This window comes from Paenibacillus sp. B01, assembly GCF_009649995.1.
GTDB lineage: Bacteria > Bacillota > Bacilli > Paenibacillales > Paenibacillaceae > Paenibacillus_O > Paenibacillus_O pasadenensis.
Map to the genome: position 1 here is coordinate 4,561,728 of NZ_CP045802.1, position 14,911 is coordinate 4,576,638.

Consider the following 14,911-nt stretch of genomic DNA (forward strand, 5'->3'; position numbering starts at 1 on the left):
CTCGTTCCAAGTGGCAATAAGCGGCGGCGGAACGGATGAGGTGCGGACGGGGTGTGGACCAGGAGCGGACGGGGAGCGGATGAGGAACGGACGGGGAGCGGACGGGGAGCGGACGAGATGCGGACCAGGTGCGGACCAGGTGCGGACGAGGTGCGGACGGGAAGCGGACGGGGAAAAACGGAGCAAATACCAAGCTCAAGCCGTTATTGGGCGGAGGCCGGAACGTCGGACCGAAACGAGGTGCCGGAACGGCCCCGCTTCGCGGAGCGGGGACTCGGAACCGGCGCCGGGACCCCGCAGTGGGATCGAAACCGAAACCGCTTCGCGGAGCGGGGACTCGGAACCGGCGCCGGGACCCCGCAGCGGGATCGAAACCGAAACCGCTTCGCGGAGCGGGGACTCGGAACCGGCGCCGGGACCCACCAGCGGGATCGAAACCGAAACCGCTTCGCGGAGCGGGGACTCGTTCCGATCTCCCTGGAGCCCAGATTCCTTTGATCCCATTCCCCAGCAGGGGTGGAATCCGGCCTCCAAGGGAACCGCTGCCGCTTCTCCACGAGCCCCCGTCCGCTTCGCTCCTGGTTCCCAATTCCTCCCGGACACCCGCGGCGTTCCATTCTCCTCTGCGCTCGCCAAAGTGCAGTCCTGCTCCCGTCCGATCCTCCACTCTCTCGAGCTACTCGGTTTTCCGCGTATCTCCGACCGTTCGTCTTTTAACCCTAACCCGAATAATTCGGGTTACAGCGGCTCGCAAGTCCTTCTTTTAGGCTCCAACCCGAATAATTCGGGTTACAGCGGCTCGCAAGCCCTTCTTTTAGGCTCCAACCCGAATAATTCGGATAACAGCGGCTCACAAGCCCTTCTTTTAGGCTCCAACCCGAATAATTCGGGTTACAGCGGCTCGCAAGTCCTTCTTTCAGGATCCAACCCGAATAATTCGGGTTACAGCGGCTCGCAAGCCCTTCTTTCAGGCTCCAACCCGAATAATTCGGGTTACAGCGGCTCGCAAGCCCTTCTTTCAGGCTGCAACCGATACGCCTGCCTACCGGAGTGACTTGATTTGACCTCACAACCCCGACCGTTCTCCCTCCACTCGCCCGAGTTACTCGGTTTTTCCGCGCAACTCTGACCGTTTGACCCTCCACTAACCCGAGTTACTCGGTTTTTCCGCGCATCTCCGACCGTTCGGCCTCCCAATGCCCGAGTTACTCGGTTTTTCCGCGTAACTCCTACCATTCGCCCCTCCACTGACCCGAGTTACTCGGTTTTTCCGCGCATCTCCGACCGTTTGACCCTTCACTCGCCCGAGTTACTCGGTTTTCCCGCGCATCTCCCATCGTTCGGACCTTCACAATCTGAGACGACCGAGTCGAGATGTCCTTGGAGCGCAGGATATTGGCACGCCGGCTCTATGAAGGGGCGCAAGCGCCTTGTTTCGCGCCAGCGGTTTGGTTTACACGCCCGAGACGAGGGGGGCGGGGCAGCAAGCCGCATGCGGCTTGCTGGCTGATCTGCAGCCGCCGAATCGTACCGGCCGCGAGAAGCGCTGCCGTCTCCCAGGTATGCGGGAGACGGCCCCCTCCCCCAAATAAAAAGGGGGAGGGGCGGGGCAGGGACAAGGCAAGCGGAGCGAGACGATGCCTTTCGGAGAAGCGGCAGCGGTCCTCTTGGAAGACGGATGGCCTCCGAATAGGAGGTCAAAAAATCAGGGCATCCGGCTTCCAGTGGAATCGGAGAAAGGCTCGGCTCGCGCAGCGGGCTTCTTGTCCACCGGAGTGGCTCGGCTCGCGCAGCCGCCTTCTTGTCCACCGGAGTGGCTCGGCTCGCGCAGCCGCCTTCTTGTCCACCGGAGTGGCTCGGCTCCCGCAGCCGCCTTCTTGTCCACCGGAGTGGCTCGGCTCCCGCAGCCGCCTTCTTGTCACTCAGATCGCGCAGCGGGCTTCTTGTCCATTGGACTTGCCGGCTGCCTGCCGAGAAAGGCTCGGCTCGCGCAGCCGCCTCCTTGTCACCGGAATGGCTCGGCCTGCGCAGCCGCCTTCTTGTCCACCGGAGTGGCTCGGCTCCCGCAGCCGCCTTCCGTCTCCGGCCCGTTCCGGACACGGAACATCAAAGAAGGCCGAAGCCTAGAGCGGCTTCGGCCTCCTCCTATCCGCCGGCGGTCAGCCCGGGAGGGCGTCCGCCACTTCCAGCGCCCGATCCAGAAACTGCTCGATCTCCTCGCGGGACTTGCGCAGCTTGTTCACGAAGCGCACCAGCTCCTTGCCTTCGCGGAAGGCGACGAAGCTCGGGATGCCGAGGATGTTCAGCTCGGAGCAAAGCTCCGGCAGGTCGTCCCGGTCGATTTCGACGAACGCGATGCGCCCGGCATACTTCTGCTCGAGCTCCGGCATGAACGGATCGATGAAATGGCAGTCCGGGCACCAGGTCGTCTTGAATACGGCGACGGTGACGCCGCTATTCGAGACGGTCTGGCGGTACTGCTCTTCGGTCGTCAGCTTCTGCATGGGAATCTTCCTTTCCGGTTGCGGGACTATCCGACTTCGCGGACGATCTCGACGATGTTGGAATAGCTGGCCTTGGTCATGCTCGCGGTCGCTCCGAGCAGCTTGGCGATGTCCCGGGCCGGGACATAAAGCGTGCCGTCGACGACGGTCGGCGGGAAGCTCAGCTGCGTCTTAGCGGCGCCGGAATAAACGGTCTTGCTGCCTTTGGCGAGCCAAATCGTCTGGCCGCGGGCCTCATCCTGGAGCGCCCATTTGCTGCGACCGCTGTCGTAGGTCAGCGACGCGCCTATGCTGTCCGCGAGCGAGCGCAGCGGCACGAGCGTCTGTCCGGACGGCACCGAGATGTAGCTGTCGTAGCCGTACGCGTAGAATTGCGCCGACTGGCGGCCCAGCTGCAGCTCCTGCTTGAGCAGCTTGTACGCGTCCGAGCCGCGGTCGAAGTCCCGGAGGAAGCGGGAAGCTCCGGCTGTCCCGGACCAGCGCTCCGGACTCCAGCTCACGGCATCCGCTTGCGGCTTGTCGGCGGCGACGGCTCCGTTCACGTTCCACAGCTCCGTCTGGATCCGCAGCGAGACCGACGACACCGGGATGTCCTCGGACGCCGCGGCTCCGGGAGCCCAGGTCAGCGCCGCATCCAGACTGCGGATGTCGAGGCCGGCATCCAGCAGCAGCTTGACGTTCAGCGAGCTGCCGTCGGTGAACATCTCCTCGAGCTCGCCCGCGTCGCGGGCTTCCTGCATCGAGTCGGAAGCTTCCTGGAGCATCTCCGCGAGCGCTTCCCGGCCTTCCTCCACGAATGCCGGCTTGTCCGCGTCGGACAGCGGCTCTCCGTCCTCATTGGCCGCTCCGGCCTCCGGATGGTCCTGCAGCACCTCGAACAGGCCGTCCAGCATCGCAGCGAGCCCCTCGGAGTCGGACAGCAGCGCCTTGACATAAGCATGCGCCCAATCGAACAGCTCCATTCCCTTCCAGCCGGCGTCTACTTGCCACAGCGCCGAGCCGCCGCCGTAGACGCTCTGCGCGACCGGCTGCACATTCAAGCGGCTCGCGTTCGGCAGATTGTGGATCCAGTACGCGCCGGCGCGGTCGACCAGATCGCGGGCGAGCGCGCCGGTCTGCTCCGGCGTCGCCTCGGAGCCGCCGACGATATCCGTCAGCGAGGCGCCCGAGCCGAGCTCGAGCAAGGACGCCTCGTCGAGCGCCAGCGAGATCGGCCGCTTCAAGCCGTCGATGCGCAGCATCGCGGACGTCTCGTCCTGCTGCAGCGAGAAGCCGATCTCCTTGCCGCCGACGAGCAGCGCGCCGCTCGCGGAGCTGCGGGATCCGCTCTCGACCTTGGCGGAGTCGATGCGCAGGCGCAGGTCGCGCAGCAGCTCCAGCTGCTGACGCTCGCGCTTATCCAATCCCTCGAACGCCTCGGGCTCGAAGGCGACGGCCAGCGCGACCGTGCTGCGGCTTTCTTGAGTCTGGGCCTTCATCGACTGCAAGATCGCCGTGTTGAGGTCCAGTCCGGCGATCGACTGGCAGCCGGCCGCCGTGACAGCCAGCAGGCAAAGCAGGATCAAGCTTAATCGGAATTTACGGTTCAAAAGACCCACGATCCTCTCTCGTCTCTATCAAATCCCGTCTATTCTACCATGACAGGAAACGAATGGGAAAGAGAGGCTCACAAGCCTGCCGAGGCCTGTCCCTCGCGCCGTCCGAGCCGCCGCACGAGCGGCAGCAGCAGCTTGCGCAGCGGGCCTGGGAAGCTTTTGGCGTCGGCCTCGCGGATGACGCCGAGCGCGATCAGCAGGAAAAGATAGAAGAAGCCGCAGACGAGGCTCGTGGCGATCGCGCCCGCGAGGAAGACGAGCTTGGCGTGCAGCGCCGTGCCGAGCATGCCGCGCACGGTCATGTCCGTGCCGAAGCCGGCCGCCGCGGTGATGAGCACCGCCGCCAGATAAGGCGTCCAGCGCTTGCCGAGCACCTGCAGCCGCACCTTCTGGCGGATCGCCAGCAGGTTGAGCGAGGTGATGACCATGAAGCAGAGCATCGAGGCGAGCACGAAGCCGTACCCTCCCAGCAGCGGACCGAGCAGCAGGCTGCCGACGATCTTGACGGCGTAGCCGATCAGCGTGCTGATCATCGCCGGCCGCGGCGTGCCGAGTCCGAACAGGATCGAGTTGGACGTCATCATCGTAATCTGGAAAATCGTGCCGACCGTGAGCGCCGCGACCATGCCGCTGGCGGCCGGGTCGACGAACAGCAGCCCGTTGACGCTATGCGCGGCGACGGTGAGCAGCAGCGCCGCCGGCACGCCGGTGAACACGACGATGCGCATGACGAGCGACGCCTGGCGCTGCACCTCGTCCAGCCGGCCGACGGAGTTGGCCGCCGACAGCACCGGCAGGATCGACTGGCTGAGCGCGATCGCCAAAATCGGCGGGATGCCGGCGATTGACTGGCCGTTGTAGATGAGGTAGTTCCGCACCTGCTCCGCGGCCGCCTCGCTGGCGAAAAAGCCGTCCGTCCAGCGGATGAAGAACGACGCGTCGACGAGATAGATGAACTGCACCGTCATCGCGGTCACGACGACCGGGATCGACATCGCGAACATTTCCTTGTAGATGGCCTTCAGCCGCATCGGCGGCGCCGAGCGGCGCCCCGTCTCGGCGGCGGAGGCCGCCGCGGCCTCCGCGCCTGCCGCCAGCCGCTCCTCTAGATCGGAGCGCTTCAGCTTGCGGGCGTAGTACAGCATGACGAGGAACGCGCCGATGCTGCCGAACACGCTGCCGAACGTCGCCGCCGCGGACACCCAGGTGTCGCCCCAGCCGAGGTTGAAGACGGCGACCGCGAGCGCGACGCCAAGCAGCACGCGCGCGATCTGCTCGACGATCTGCGAGATGCCGCCCGCGCTCATCATCTGGCGGCCCTGGAAATAGCCGCGCATCATCGCGATGACGGGGAACAGGATGAGCGCAGGCGCGATGGCGCGCACCGATGCCGCCGCCCCCGGAGATTTGGCGATATGCTCCGCATACCAGGGAGCGAGCGCCCACAGCGCCACGGCGAGCGTCACGCCAGTGACGACGCCGAACAGCAGCCCCGCCCGGTAGATGCGCTGGGCTTCGTCCGGACGGCCGATCGCATAGCGCTCCGACACCATCTTGCTGATGGCGCTCGGAATGCCTGCCGTCGCGATGACGAGGAGATACAGGTAGACGTTGTTGGCGATGCCGAGATAGCCCGAGCCGCCGCCGGTGAACAAGTAATCGAGCGGAACCTTTTGGAACACGCCCAGCACGCGGGCGATCAGAGCCGCGGCAGCCAGAATGAGCGTGCCGCGAATGAGAGAGTCCTTTTTGACCATTGGAGGGTCCATCCTTCTTCCTGTGCAGATCTGGCGTCGATCTGAGAATGACGAGTGCAAGAGGCCGTCAGGCCGGCTTCTGACAGTGTATCACAAAAGGCGGGCTTGCCCCAGCCGTTCGGACGCATCGCCGCGGAATGGAAAAAAGCCGAATCCGGGCCGCGCGAAGGCGGCCGGATTCGGCTCGGATGCCTGCTGCGCTTTTGCTTTAGACGCAGCAGATAAGGATTTAGTTTTTGGCGCTGATCGGCTCGAGGGCCGGCTCGCTATGTCCGCGCACCGGGGTCGCGGCGTTGGACGGAGCGGCCCAGCGGACGGAGTTTCCGATGACCTTGAGCACGTTGGCGTCATAGTACGTCGGATGCGTCTCATGGCCGGGACGGAAGTAGAAGATCTTGCCTTGGCCGCGATGGAACGTGCAGCCGCTGCGGAAGACGTTGCCGCCCTCGAACCAGCTGACGAATACGAGCTCGTCCGGCGCCGGGATGTCGAAATGCTCGCCGTACATCTCTTCCTGCTCCAGCACGAACTGCTCCGGCAGGCCGGAAGCGATCGGATGCGCCGGGTTGACGACCCAGATGCGCTCGCGCTCGCCGGCTTCGCGCCATTTCAGGTCGCAGCCGGTGCCCATCAGCTTCTTGAAGATTTTGGAGAAGTGGCCGGAGTGCAGCACGATCAGGCCCATCCCCTCCATGACGCGCTTGTGCACGCGCTCGACGATCGCGTCGTCGACGCGGTCATGCGCCATATGGCCCCACCAGACGAGCACGTCGGTGTCGGCCAGCACGCTCTCGCTGAGGCCGTGCTCCGGCTCCTGCAGCGTCGCGGTGCGGATTTGCAGCTCGGCGTCCGCCAGCCCTTTGGCCAGCGTGTTGTGGATGCCGTCCGGATACACCTTGCGCACCTCTTCGTGTTCCTGCTCGTGAACGAATTCGTTCCAGATCGTAAGCTTGATCATGGGAATGGGTCTCCTTTTCGACTTTCAGATTGAATGGATGGTTAATTCAGCAGCCAGATGACGAACAGCACGATCATGGCGAGCTGCAGCGCGATCTTGACGAGCGTGCTCGACAGCAGGCCGACGACCGCGCCGAAGCCGACCTTGAGCGACTTGTCGAAGCTCGAGCCGGCGATCAGCTCGCCGATGACCGCTCCGGCCAGCGGACCGATCAGGAGGCCGAAGCCGGGAATGACGAACGGTCCGGCGATGATGCCGATCGTGCTGCCGATGACGGAGGCTCGGGAGCCTCCGAATTTTTTGACGCCCCAGGCGTTGACCGCATAATCGGCCAGGAACAGCGCCGCGACGATGATCGTCTGCAGCGTCCAGAATACCCAGCCGAACGGCTCGAAGCCGATGAAGAAGCCGTAGACGAAAAAGGCGGCGTAAATCGCCAGCGCGCCCGGCAGGATCGGATAGACCGCTCCCGCCATGCCGACGGCGAACAGGGCGATGACGAGCACCCAGCCGACGATGTCGAGCGCCATCGTCATCCCCGCCCTTTCAGCACGAGCTCTCGGATCGCATAGGCGACGCCATGCTCGTTGTTGCCGAGCGTGACCGCGTCGGCCGCTTCCTTGACCTCGTCCTGAGCGTTGCCCATCGCGATGCCGAGGCCGCATTCGCGGATGGCGGCGATGTCGTTGAGGCTGTCGCCGATGGCGACCGCTTCCTCCATCGCGATGCCGAGCAGGCCGCACAGCTCGCGCAGCGCCGACGCCTTGTTCACTCCGAGCGGATTGAGCTCGAGGTTCCACGGCGAGGAGTTGGTGATTTCCAGCGAGCCCCAGCTCTCGATTTCCTGACGGATCGACTCGCGGATCGCGTCATTCTCCGTATGATACCCGAACTTCATCCAGTGAAGACGGTCGAAGCCGTCCGCCGGCTCGATCCACTTCTCCTTGTTGAACACGCCTTCGACGGCATAGCCCCAGAACCAAGGCTCCGCGTGGCGGACGGCCAGCTCGTGCAGGCGGCGGATCTCCTGCGCTCCCATGAGCGTCCGGCGGTGCAGCACATGCGGCCGGCTCCAGATCTCGCTGCCGTTGACCGTGATGAGCGGCGTCTCGAGTCCGAGCTGCTCGGCGAACGGAATCGCTCCCTGAAAGCCCCTGCCAGTCGAGAAGCAGACCGTGATTCCGGCTTCCATGGCGCGTCCGATCCACTCCGCGTTCTCCTCGCTGATCGTCTGCGTGTCCGTCAAAGTCGTTCCGTCCATGTCCAGGGCAAGCAGCTTGTACATTGTGCGAAGTTCCTCCCTGCCAGATGGTTTCCCCTGCCATTCTATCACAGCGGGCGGGCAAACGCTCGGCGAAGAGGGTCAACCGTTTGAACGTGCCGGCCTCTTCATTATAGGACGTACGGCCCGGCCATTCTCCATCCGATCTTGGCGAATCCTCGTTCGATTTTGGCATGTCCGCTCCCGCGGCCGCTTACCATAGATCCAGCGCGCGCCGCAGCATCCGGCTGCCGCCGCTTCTCCCCGTCAGCAGGCGCGCCGCCAGCAGCAGCGCATAGAGATGCGGCTTGGCCGCGAGCGAGCGGCGGCAGTAAGTCAGCGCTTTCGCCCGGTCGCGCTTGGCCAGGTAGGCCATCGTGAAGTATTTGCCGGCAATGCCGTAGTCGATGCCTCTCAGGCAGCGCCTTCTCGCCGACTCGCCGATCGCGTCCGAGCGCTCCACCTGCAGCCGCAGCTGGCGGCGGACGGCGACGGAGCGTTCGCCGAGCGCCTCGAAGCGGCTCAGCAGCTCGGCATCGAGCGCATCGGGATCGATGCGGCGGCGGTCGCAGAAGAAGTAGAGGCTGTCGTCCGACTCGTAATAGACCGAATGCGGCTCGGGCTGCAGCGCGATGCGGAAGCGGTCGAAGAAGCGCATGAGGAAGGTCGTGTCCTCGCCCAGATGATGCTCTTCTCCGATCAGCCCGACCTGGTCCAGCAGCTCGCGCCGCAGCACCATCGTGTTGAGCTGGAAGAAATTGCGGGGCATCCGCAGAAACTGCTCGAACAGCCCCTTTCCGAACACGATCGCCGTCCCGTCGCGGTCGAACCGCTCGCCCATCTCCCGCAGCAGCCGCTGCTCCGTCTCCCCGTCGAAGGTATTCGTCTCGATGTCACCGTGCCGCTCGAGCCAAAGGGCAAAGGCGACCTCCGCCCCCGTCCGCCGGAGCGTGTCCAGGCTCGCCTCCAGATGGCGCGGCAGCCAGCGGTCGTCGGAATCCAGAAACGCCACATAGTCCCCCCGAGCCTCCAGCAGGCCGCAGTTTCTCGCTCCTCCCGGTCCTTTGGCCCGCTCGCTGCGGACATAGCGGATGCGCGGATCGAGCCGGGCCAGCTCCTCGACGACGCCCTTCGTGCCGTCCGTGCTGCGGTCGTCCGCGACGATCAGCTCCCAGTGCTGGAAGCTCTGCTCCCGGATCGACCCGATTGCCCGGGAAATGACATGGGCGCGGTTATAGGCGGGCATGACGATGCTGACGGTTGGCTGCATGAGTTCTCCCCTATCCCTCATTTTTAGGGAAGATTTTCGCGTTTTTTCGCGTTTTTCCTTCTTTCGTCAAAAAGAACGGCGGAGCCTCCGCGAGGAAGTCCGGCGTTCGGTTGAAATGGATTCCGCCATCCGCCGCCACATGCCTGATCGGCGACGGCGCCTTCCGTCATGCCGCGCGGCGGCTCAGGCGGGAGCGCCGCAGCTTGGCGGACAGCAGGCCGTGCTTCGGCGAGAGCAGGAACGACGCGGCGAACAGCGCGGCCGCGGCGACGACGATGCAGCCGGCGATGGAGGCGTCGAGCCGCACGGCCAGCGCATAGCCGAGCACCGTCGAGGCGACGCCGATGAGCGCGCTCAGGCCGATCATGACGCCGAGCCGGTCCGTCAGCAGATAAGCCGCAGACGGCGGGATGACGAGCAGGCCGACGACGAGGATCGCGCCGACGCTTTCGAACGAGCTGACCGTGGCGACGGAGACGAGTCCCATTAGCAGGTAATGGAACAGCGCCGCCGGGATGCCGACAGCCGCAGCGAGCATCGGGTCGAAGGCGCATAGCTTGAACTGCTTGTAGAACGTGCCGATGACGGCCAGCACGAGCAGCAGCGTGCCGCCGAGCAGCCAGACCGAGCGCGGGCCGAGATCGACGCCGCCGATCTGCAGCGTGTTCCAGGCGGCGTAGGCGATCTCGCCGTACAGCACGCAGTCGAGATCGAGGTCGACCTGGCGCGCGTTCAGGCTGACGAGCACGACCCCGATCGCAAACAGCGCCGTGAACACGACGCCGATGGAGGCGTCGCTCTGGATGCCGCGCTGATTGAACCATTGGATCAGGAACACGCACAGCAGCCCCATGATCGCCGCCGCGACGAGCATCAGAATCGAGCCGCGCGAGCCGCTGACCATGTAGGCGATGACGATGCCGGGCAGCACCGAGTGGCTGATGGCGTCGCCGATCAGCGCCATCCGGCGCAGGATGAGGAAGCAGCCGAGAATGGCGCAGCTGACGGCGGCGAGCGAGCCGGTCAGCAAAATCCAGAAGTCCATGCTCATGTCAGCCGGCCTCCTTTGCCGATGTCGAGGATGATGCCGCCGCGGGCGAGGCTGCTCCGGCCGCATGCAGCAGCAGCCGGCGGCGGGCCTCGCGGCGCGTCAGACGGGCCGTCAGCAGCCCTCGCTTCGTGCCGAACACGACCGAGACGAGGAACAGCGCCGCCGCGGCCAGCACGCTGACCGGACCTGTCGGCAGCTGGCTCACCTGGGAGCTGATCCACGCGCCGAGCAGGCCGCTCACCATGCCGAACAGGCCGGAGAGCGCAAGCATGCGGCCGAGCCGCTCCGTCCAGAAGCGGGCGGAGACGGCCGGGGTGATGAGCAGCGCGGCGACGAGCACGACGCCGACCGCCTGGATGCCCGTCACGACCGCCGTGACGAACAGCGCCTGCAGGATGAAGTCCAGCACCGACACCGGGAAGCCCGCTCCCTTGGCGAACGCCGGGTCGAACGAGAGCAGCTTGAATTCCTTGAACAGCAGCGTGCATGCCGCCGCGAGCACGACGCTCACGCCGGCCATGAGCTGCACGTCCGAGCCGATCATCGAGGCCGCCTGGCCGAACAGGAACTTGTCGAGCCCGCTCTGGCTGCCGTCGCCGCTATGCTGGATCATCGTCAGCAGCACGATGCCGACGCCGAAAAACGAAGACAGCACGATGCCCATCGCCGCGTCCGGCTTGATCCGCGAACGGGCCGTAATGATCCGGATGGCGAGCGTGCCGACGATGCCGGCGGCGACGGCGCCGAGCATGAACAGCGGCAGCGACTTCGTGCCGCTCAGCAGGAAGGCGACGCAGATGCCCGGCAGCGCCGTATGCGCGATCGTGTCGCCCATGAGGCTCTGGCGGCGCAAATAGGCGAAGCAGCCGATCATGCCGCTGCTCAGGCCGAGCAGCATGCAGCCGAGCGCGATCCAGCGCAGGTTCGGATCGCTGGCGAGCGCGGAAAAGGAATTCCAGAGGCCGTTCATGCCTCTGCCCTCTTCGCCGATGCGGAGGCAGGCTCAGCCGCGTGGAGCGGGGCAGCCGCAGCCGAGCCGGACTCGACAGCGGACGGAGATGCCGCCGCCGCGGCGAACGCCATCCGCCCGCCGTACGTCCGCTGCAGGTTTTCCTGCGTGAACGTCTCGGCCGTCGGGCCGAACGCCTGCAGCGAGACGTTGAGCAGCAGCACGCTGTCGAAGTAGTCCGGCACGGTCGCCAGGTCGTGATGCACGACGATGACCGTCTTGCCCTCCGAGCGGAGGCGGCGCAGCAGCTCGACGATCGCCTTCTCCGTGGCGGCGTCGACGCCGGCGAACGGCTCATCCATGAAATACAGGTCCGCCTCCTGCGCCAGCGCCCGCGCCAGGAAGATCCGCTGCTGCTGGCCGCCGGACAGCTGGCTGATCTGCCGCTCGGCGAACGCCTCCATGCCGACTCCTCTCAGGCATTCCATGGCGATCGCCTTCTCCTTGCGGCCCGGCCGCCGGAACCAGCCGAGCCGGCCGTAGCGGCCCATCATGACGACATCGAGCGCATGCGTCGGGAAGTCCCAGTCGACCGACTCGCGCTGCGGCACGTAGCCGATGCGTCCCCGCACCTCGGCGACCGGCCGTCCGAACGCCCGCACGCTGCCGCCGAGCGAAGGGTTCAGGCCGAGGATCGTCTTGATGAGCGTCGACTTGCCGGCTCCGTTCGGGCCGACGATCGCGATCAGCTCGCCCTGCGGCGCCTCGAAGCTCACCTCCCGCAGCACGGCCTGGCTGCGGTAGGCGGAGCTCAGGCCGCTCACCTCCAGCACCGGCGGCGCGCCCTCTTGCCGACGGGCCGGCCGCGCGCCTGCGCCTTGGCCTTGCTCGGGCGGCGAGGCTTCGAGCCCGATTTCATTCCGTTCGCTGCTGCTCATGATGCGCTCTCTCCTTTCAATGCGTCCGCGATCGTATCGACGTTGTGCCGGAACATGCCGACATACGTTCCCTCCGGCGTGCCCGCCTCGCCCATCGCGTCGGAGAACAGCTCTCCGCCGATGACGACCTTATGGCCGAGGCGTCCTGCTCCCTCGATGACCGATTCGATCGACTTGCGCGGGATGCTCGACTCCACGAATACGGCCGGGATGCCGCGCTCGACGAGGAAATCGCGCAAGGCGGCGACGTCCTTGGAGCCGTATTCGGAGGCGGTGCTCATCCCTTGCAACCCAGTCACCTCCAGGCCGTAGGCGCGGCCGAAGTATCCGAAGGCGTCATGGGCGGTGACCAGCACGCGCTGCTGCTCCGGGATGGACCCGATCCGCTCCAGCGCGTAGGCATGCAGCTCCTCGAGCTCCGAGAGGTAGGCGTCCGCACGCTCGCGATAGCCCGCCTCATGCTCCGGGTCCTGCTCGATCAGCGTGTCGCGGATCTTTTCCACGGCATGCTTCCACAGGCTGGCGTCGAACCAGACATGCGGATCGGGCGAGCCCGAGCCCGGCTCGCTCTCGAGCACCTGGTCCTCGGGAATGCCGTCCGTGACGGCGACGACGGGCCGGGAGCGGCCCAGCTTCTCCAGCACCTCCGTCATCTTGCCCTCCAGATGCAGCCCGCCGTAAAGCACGACGTCCGCTTCGTCGAGCTTCACCATGTCGCCGTGCGAAGCTTTGTACAGATGGGGATCGACGCCCGGTCCCATCAGCGCCGTCACGCTCACCCGCTCTCCTCCGACTTCCTTGGCCGCGTCCGCGATCATCCCGGTCGTGGCGGTCACGGCCAGCGCGGCCGCTGCGCCTCCTTCCTCCTTGCCTCCCGCTTCGCCGGCTTGGCCGCAAGCCTGGACGGCCAGCATCGTTCCGAGCAGGACCATGCTGCCGATCAGCCTCTGCATGCTTCGTTGCATCGCTAGCGTCTCCCCTCTCTTTTTCCTTTTCCTCTTCCGCTCCTTGCCTATCCCGAGGACATGTTGGCCGAGCGACTATATGTTCATCCTACACAATTTTGTTTCTCTTGTGCAACATATTTTTGTCGGACTAACATTTCCGGGTCGCGTCGAACGCAAAAAACGCCGCCCCGGCGCGCTCCCGAAATCGGGAACGAGCGGAGACGGCGCGCCTTGCGGCCGTGCTGCGCAACCGGCTTGACCGGCTGCGTTCATGCTTTTGCGACATGCGTCTTTTCGAAATCCGGCGAGTCGAACCAGTCGCCCGTCCGCGCCCACGTCGCATCGAGCGGTATCCAGCCGCCGTCCTCGTCCGTCAGCCGGACCGCGTTCCAGGCATGCGAGCCGAAGCCGCCGCGGCCGTCGGCGCCCATGCCCGTCACGACCTTGACCTCCAGTCCGACCGAACGCGCCATCACGGCGTACAGCCGGGCCGTGTCGATGCAGACGCCCTTGCGGGTGCGGAACGTATCCTCCGGATTCTGCTCCTTCCAGACGCCGCGCTCGACATAGCCGTCGGCCTTGTCCCAATCGTAGGCGATGCGGCTGCCGAGCCAGTCATAGAGCCGCCGCGCCTTGTCGCGGTCGCCGTCCGCGCCGGCCGTAATCCGGAGCGCCGCCGCGGCGATCTCGTCGGGAATGTCGGCGTCGATCAGCTCGTAGCGGCGCTGCATGACCTGCTGCAGCTCGCTGCCGACCGCCTCGGTAATGACCGGACCGCCGCCCTTCAGCAGATCGCCGGCAAGCGGCTGCAGCAGGCGGTCCGCCGCCTGCCGGTAGACGGGCGAGCTCTCGATGCCTGCCGCCAGCGGCGCCGCCGGGAACAGCGAGACGTACAGGAACAGCCCCGCCAGCAGCACGAGCGAGCGGCCGATGCCATGCAGCCCGCCGAGCAGCGCGCCTGCCGCGCGGCTGGCCAGCCCTCCTCCCGGAGAGCGGCGCGACGGGCGCGGACTGCGGAAGGAACCGCCGCGGCGCGGTCCGTCCTCCTCCGCATGCCGCTCCTCCGGATCGTACCCGTACGTCCCATCCGGCTCGTCATGAGCGCTCCAGCGATCCTGCCCGTATCCGCCGTCCCGCCCGCGACGCCGATGCTCGGCGTACGGCTCGCCGCGATGATGCCGCTCCGGTCCGAGCTCATCCTCGTCGTCGCTGCGCGGCGGACGGGCCAGCGCCTCGTAGCCCTTCCAGGCCAGCGGCGTAAACGCGGACAGCAGCAGCCGCAGCGCCGCATACGCGAGCAGGAACAGCACGCCGAGCCGCAGCAGCGGCAGATCGCGCACGCTCGTCAGGAACGTGTACCAGATCTGCTCGAACGAGCCGAGGCCGCGCTCCGGCACGGCCACCCGGCTCCGCAGCCAGTCGGCCGCGGGAGCGGACAGCAGCTGCGCGAGCCTGGCCGCGCCGAGCAGCGACAGGACGAGCAGCACCCCGTCCCAAACGAACGAGAACAGCCGCCGCGAGGAGCGCCCCGCTCCTCGGCGGAAGCCCTGCAGCAGCGACACGGCAATCAGCAGCAGCACGGCCAGGGCGACCGGCTCCAGCCCGAGCAGCGAGCGCAGCCATGCCGGCTCCTCCATCGACTTCTCCTCCCTTCCGGCGGCGCTAGCCGCATCCGCAGCGG

The 14,911-nt window shown here is 66.1% G+C and carries 12 protein-coding genes; all 12 read right to left on the reverse strand.

Translation table 11 applies throughout. The features are described from left to right. Nucleotides 1–2,159: 2,159 nt before the first annotated feature. Complete coding sequence (locus GE073_RS19520; RefSeq protein ID WP_028600519.1) at nt 2,160–2,504, reverse strand: thioredoxin family protein; 345 nt, start codon at nt 2,502–2,504, stop codon at nt 2,160–2,162. A 26-nt stretch (nt 2,505–2,530) separates the two neighbouring features. After that, the gene (locus GE073_RS19525; RefSeq protein WP_153784136.1) at nt 2,531–4,093 is read right to left on the reverse strand and encodes a copper amine oxidase N-terminal domain-containing protein; all 1,563 of its coding nucleotides are present in this window, start codon (nt 4,091–4,093) and stop codon (nt 2,531–2,533) included. 77 nt (nt 4,094–4,170) lie between these two features. Continuing rightward, nucleotides 4,171–5,856, reverse strand: a complete 1,686-nt coding sequence (locus tag GE073_RS19530; RefSeq protein WP_043111935.1) for a putative polysaccharide biosynthesis protein — start codon at nt 5,854–5,856, stop codon at nt 4,171–4,173. A gap of 229 nt (nt 5,857–6,085) precedes the next feature. Beyond that, nucleotides 6,086–6,814 (reverse strand): ThuA domain-containing protein, encoded by a 729-nt coding sequence (locus GE073_RS19535; RefSeq protein WP_028600518.1) that lies wholly within the window; start codon nt 6,812–6,814, stop codon nt 6,086–6,088. A gap of 41 nt (nt 6,815–6,855) precedes the next feature. After that, nucleotides 6,856–7,344 (reverse strand): DUF456 domain-containing protein, encoded by a 489-nt coding sequence (locus tag GE073_RS19540; RefSeq protein ID WP_028600517.1) that lies wholly within the window; start codon nt 7,342–7,344, stop codon nt 6,856–6,858. 2 nt (nt 7,345–7,346) lie between these two features. Further along, a complete protein-coding gene (locus tag GE073_RS19545) occupies nt 7,347–8,099 on the reverse strand; it encodes a Cof-type HAD-IIB family hydrolase (protein WP_028600516.1) in 753 nt (250 codons plus the stop codon). Between the two features lie 190 nt (nt 8,100–8,289). Beyond that, the gene (locus tag GE073_RS19550) at nt 8,290–9,345 is read right to left on the reverse strand and encodes a glycosyltransferase family 2 protein (RefSeq protein ID WP_153784137.1); all 1,056 of its coding nucleotides are present in this window, start codon (nt 9,343–9,345) and stop codon (nt 8,290–8,292) included. Between the two features lie 166 nt (nt 9,346–9,511). Next, nucleotides 9,512–10,396, reverse strand: coding sequence for a metal ABC transporter permease (locus tag GE073_RS19555; protein ID WP_028600514.1), 885 nt, complete (start codon nt 10,394–10,396; stop codon nt 9,512–9,514). A gap of 1 nt (nt 10,397) precedes the next feature. Beyond that, the gene (locus tag GE073_RS19560; protein WP_153784138.1) at nt 10,398–11,366 is read right to left on the reverse strand and encodes a metal ABC transporter permease; all 969 of its coding nucleotides are present in this window, start codon (nt 11,364–11,366) and stop codon (nt 10,398–10,400) included. Next, nucleotides 11,363–12,283: a metal ABC transporter ATP-binding protein gene (locus tag GE073_RS19565; RefSeq protein ID WP_153784139.1), complete on the reverse strand. Its 921-nt coding sequence runs from the start codon at nt 12,281–12,283 to the stop codon at nt 11,363–11,365. The genes GE073_RS19560 and GE073_RS19565 overlap by 4 nt, the downstream gene beginning before the upstream one ends. Then, nucleotides 12,280–13,248 carry a metal ABC transporter solute-binding protein, Zn/Mn family gene (locus GE073_RS19570; RefSeq protein ID WP_052333610.1) on the reverse strand — a complete coding sequence of 323 codons (969 nt, stop codon included), beginning with the start codon at nt 13,246–13,248 and terminating at the stop codon, nt 12,280–12,282. The genes GE073_RS19565 and GE073_RS19570 overlap by 4 nt, the downstream gene beginning before the upstream one ends. A 251-nt stretch (nt 13,249–13,499) precedes the next feature. Continuing rightward, entirely contained in the window at nt 13,500–14,867 is a 1,368-nt protein-coding gene (locus GE073_RS19575) for a transglutaminase domain-containing protein (protein ID WP_153784140.1), read from the reverse strand. Between the last annotated feature and the right edge of the window lie 44 nt (nt 14,868–14,911).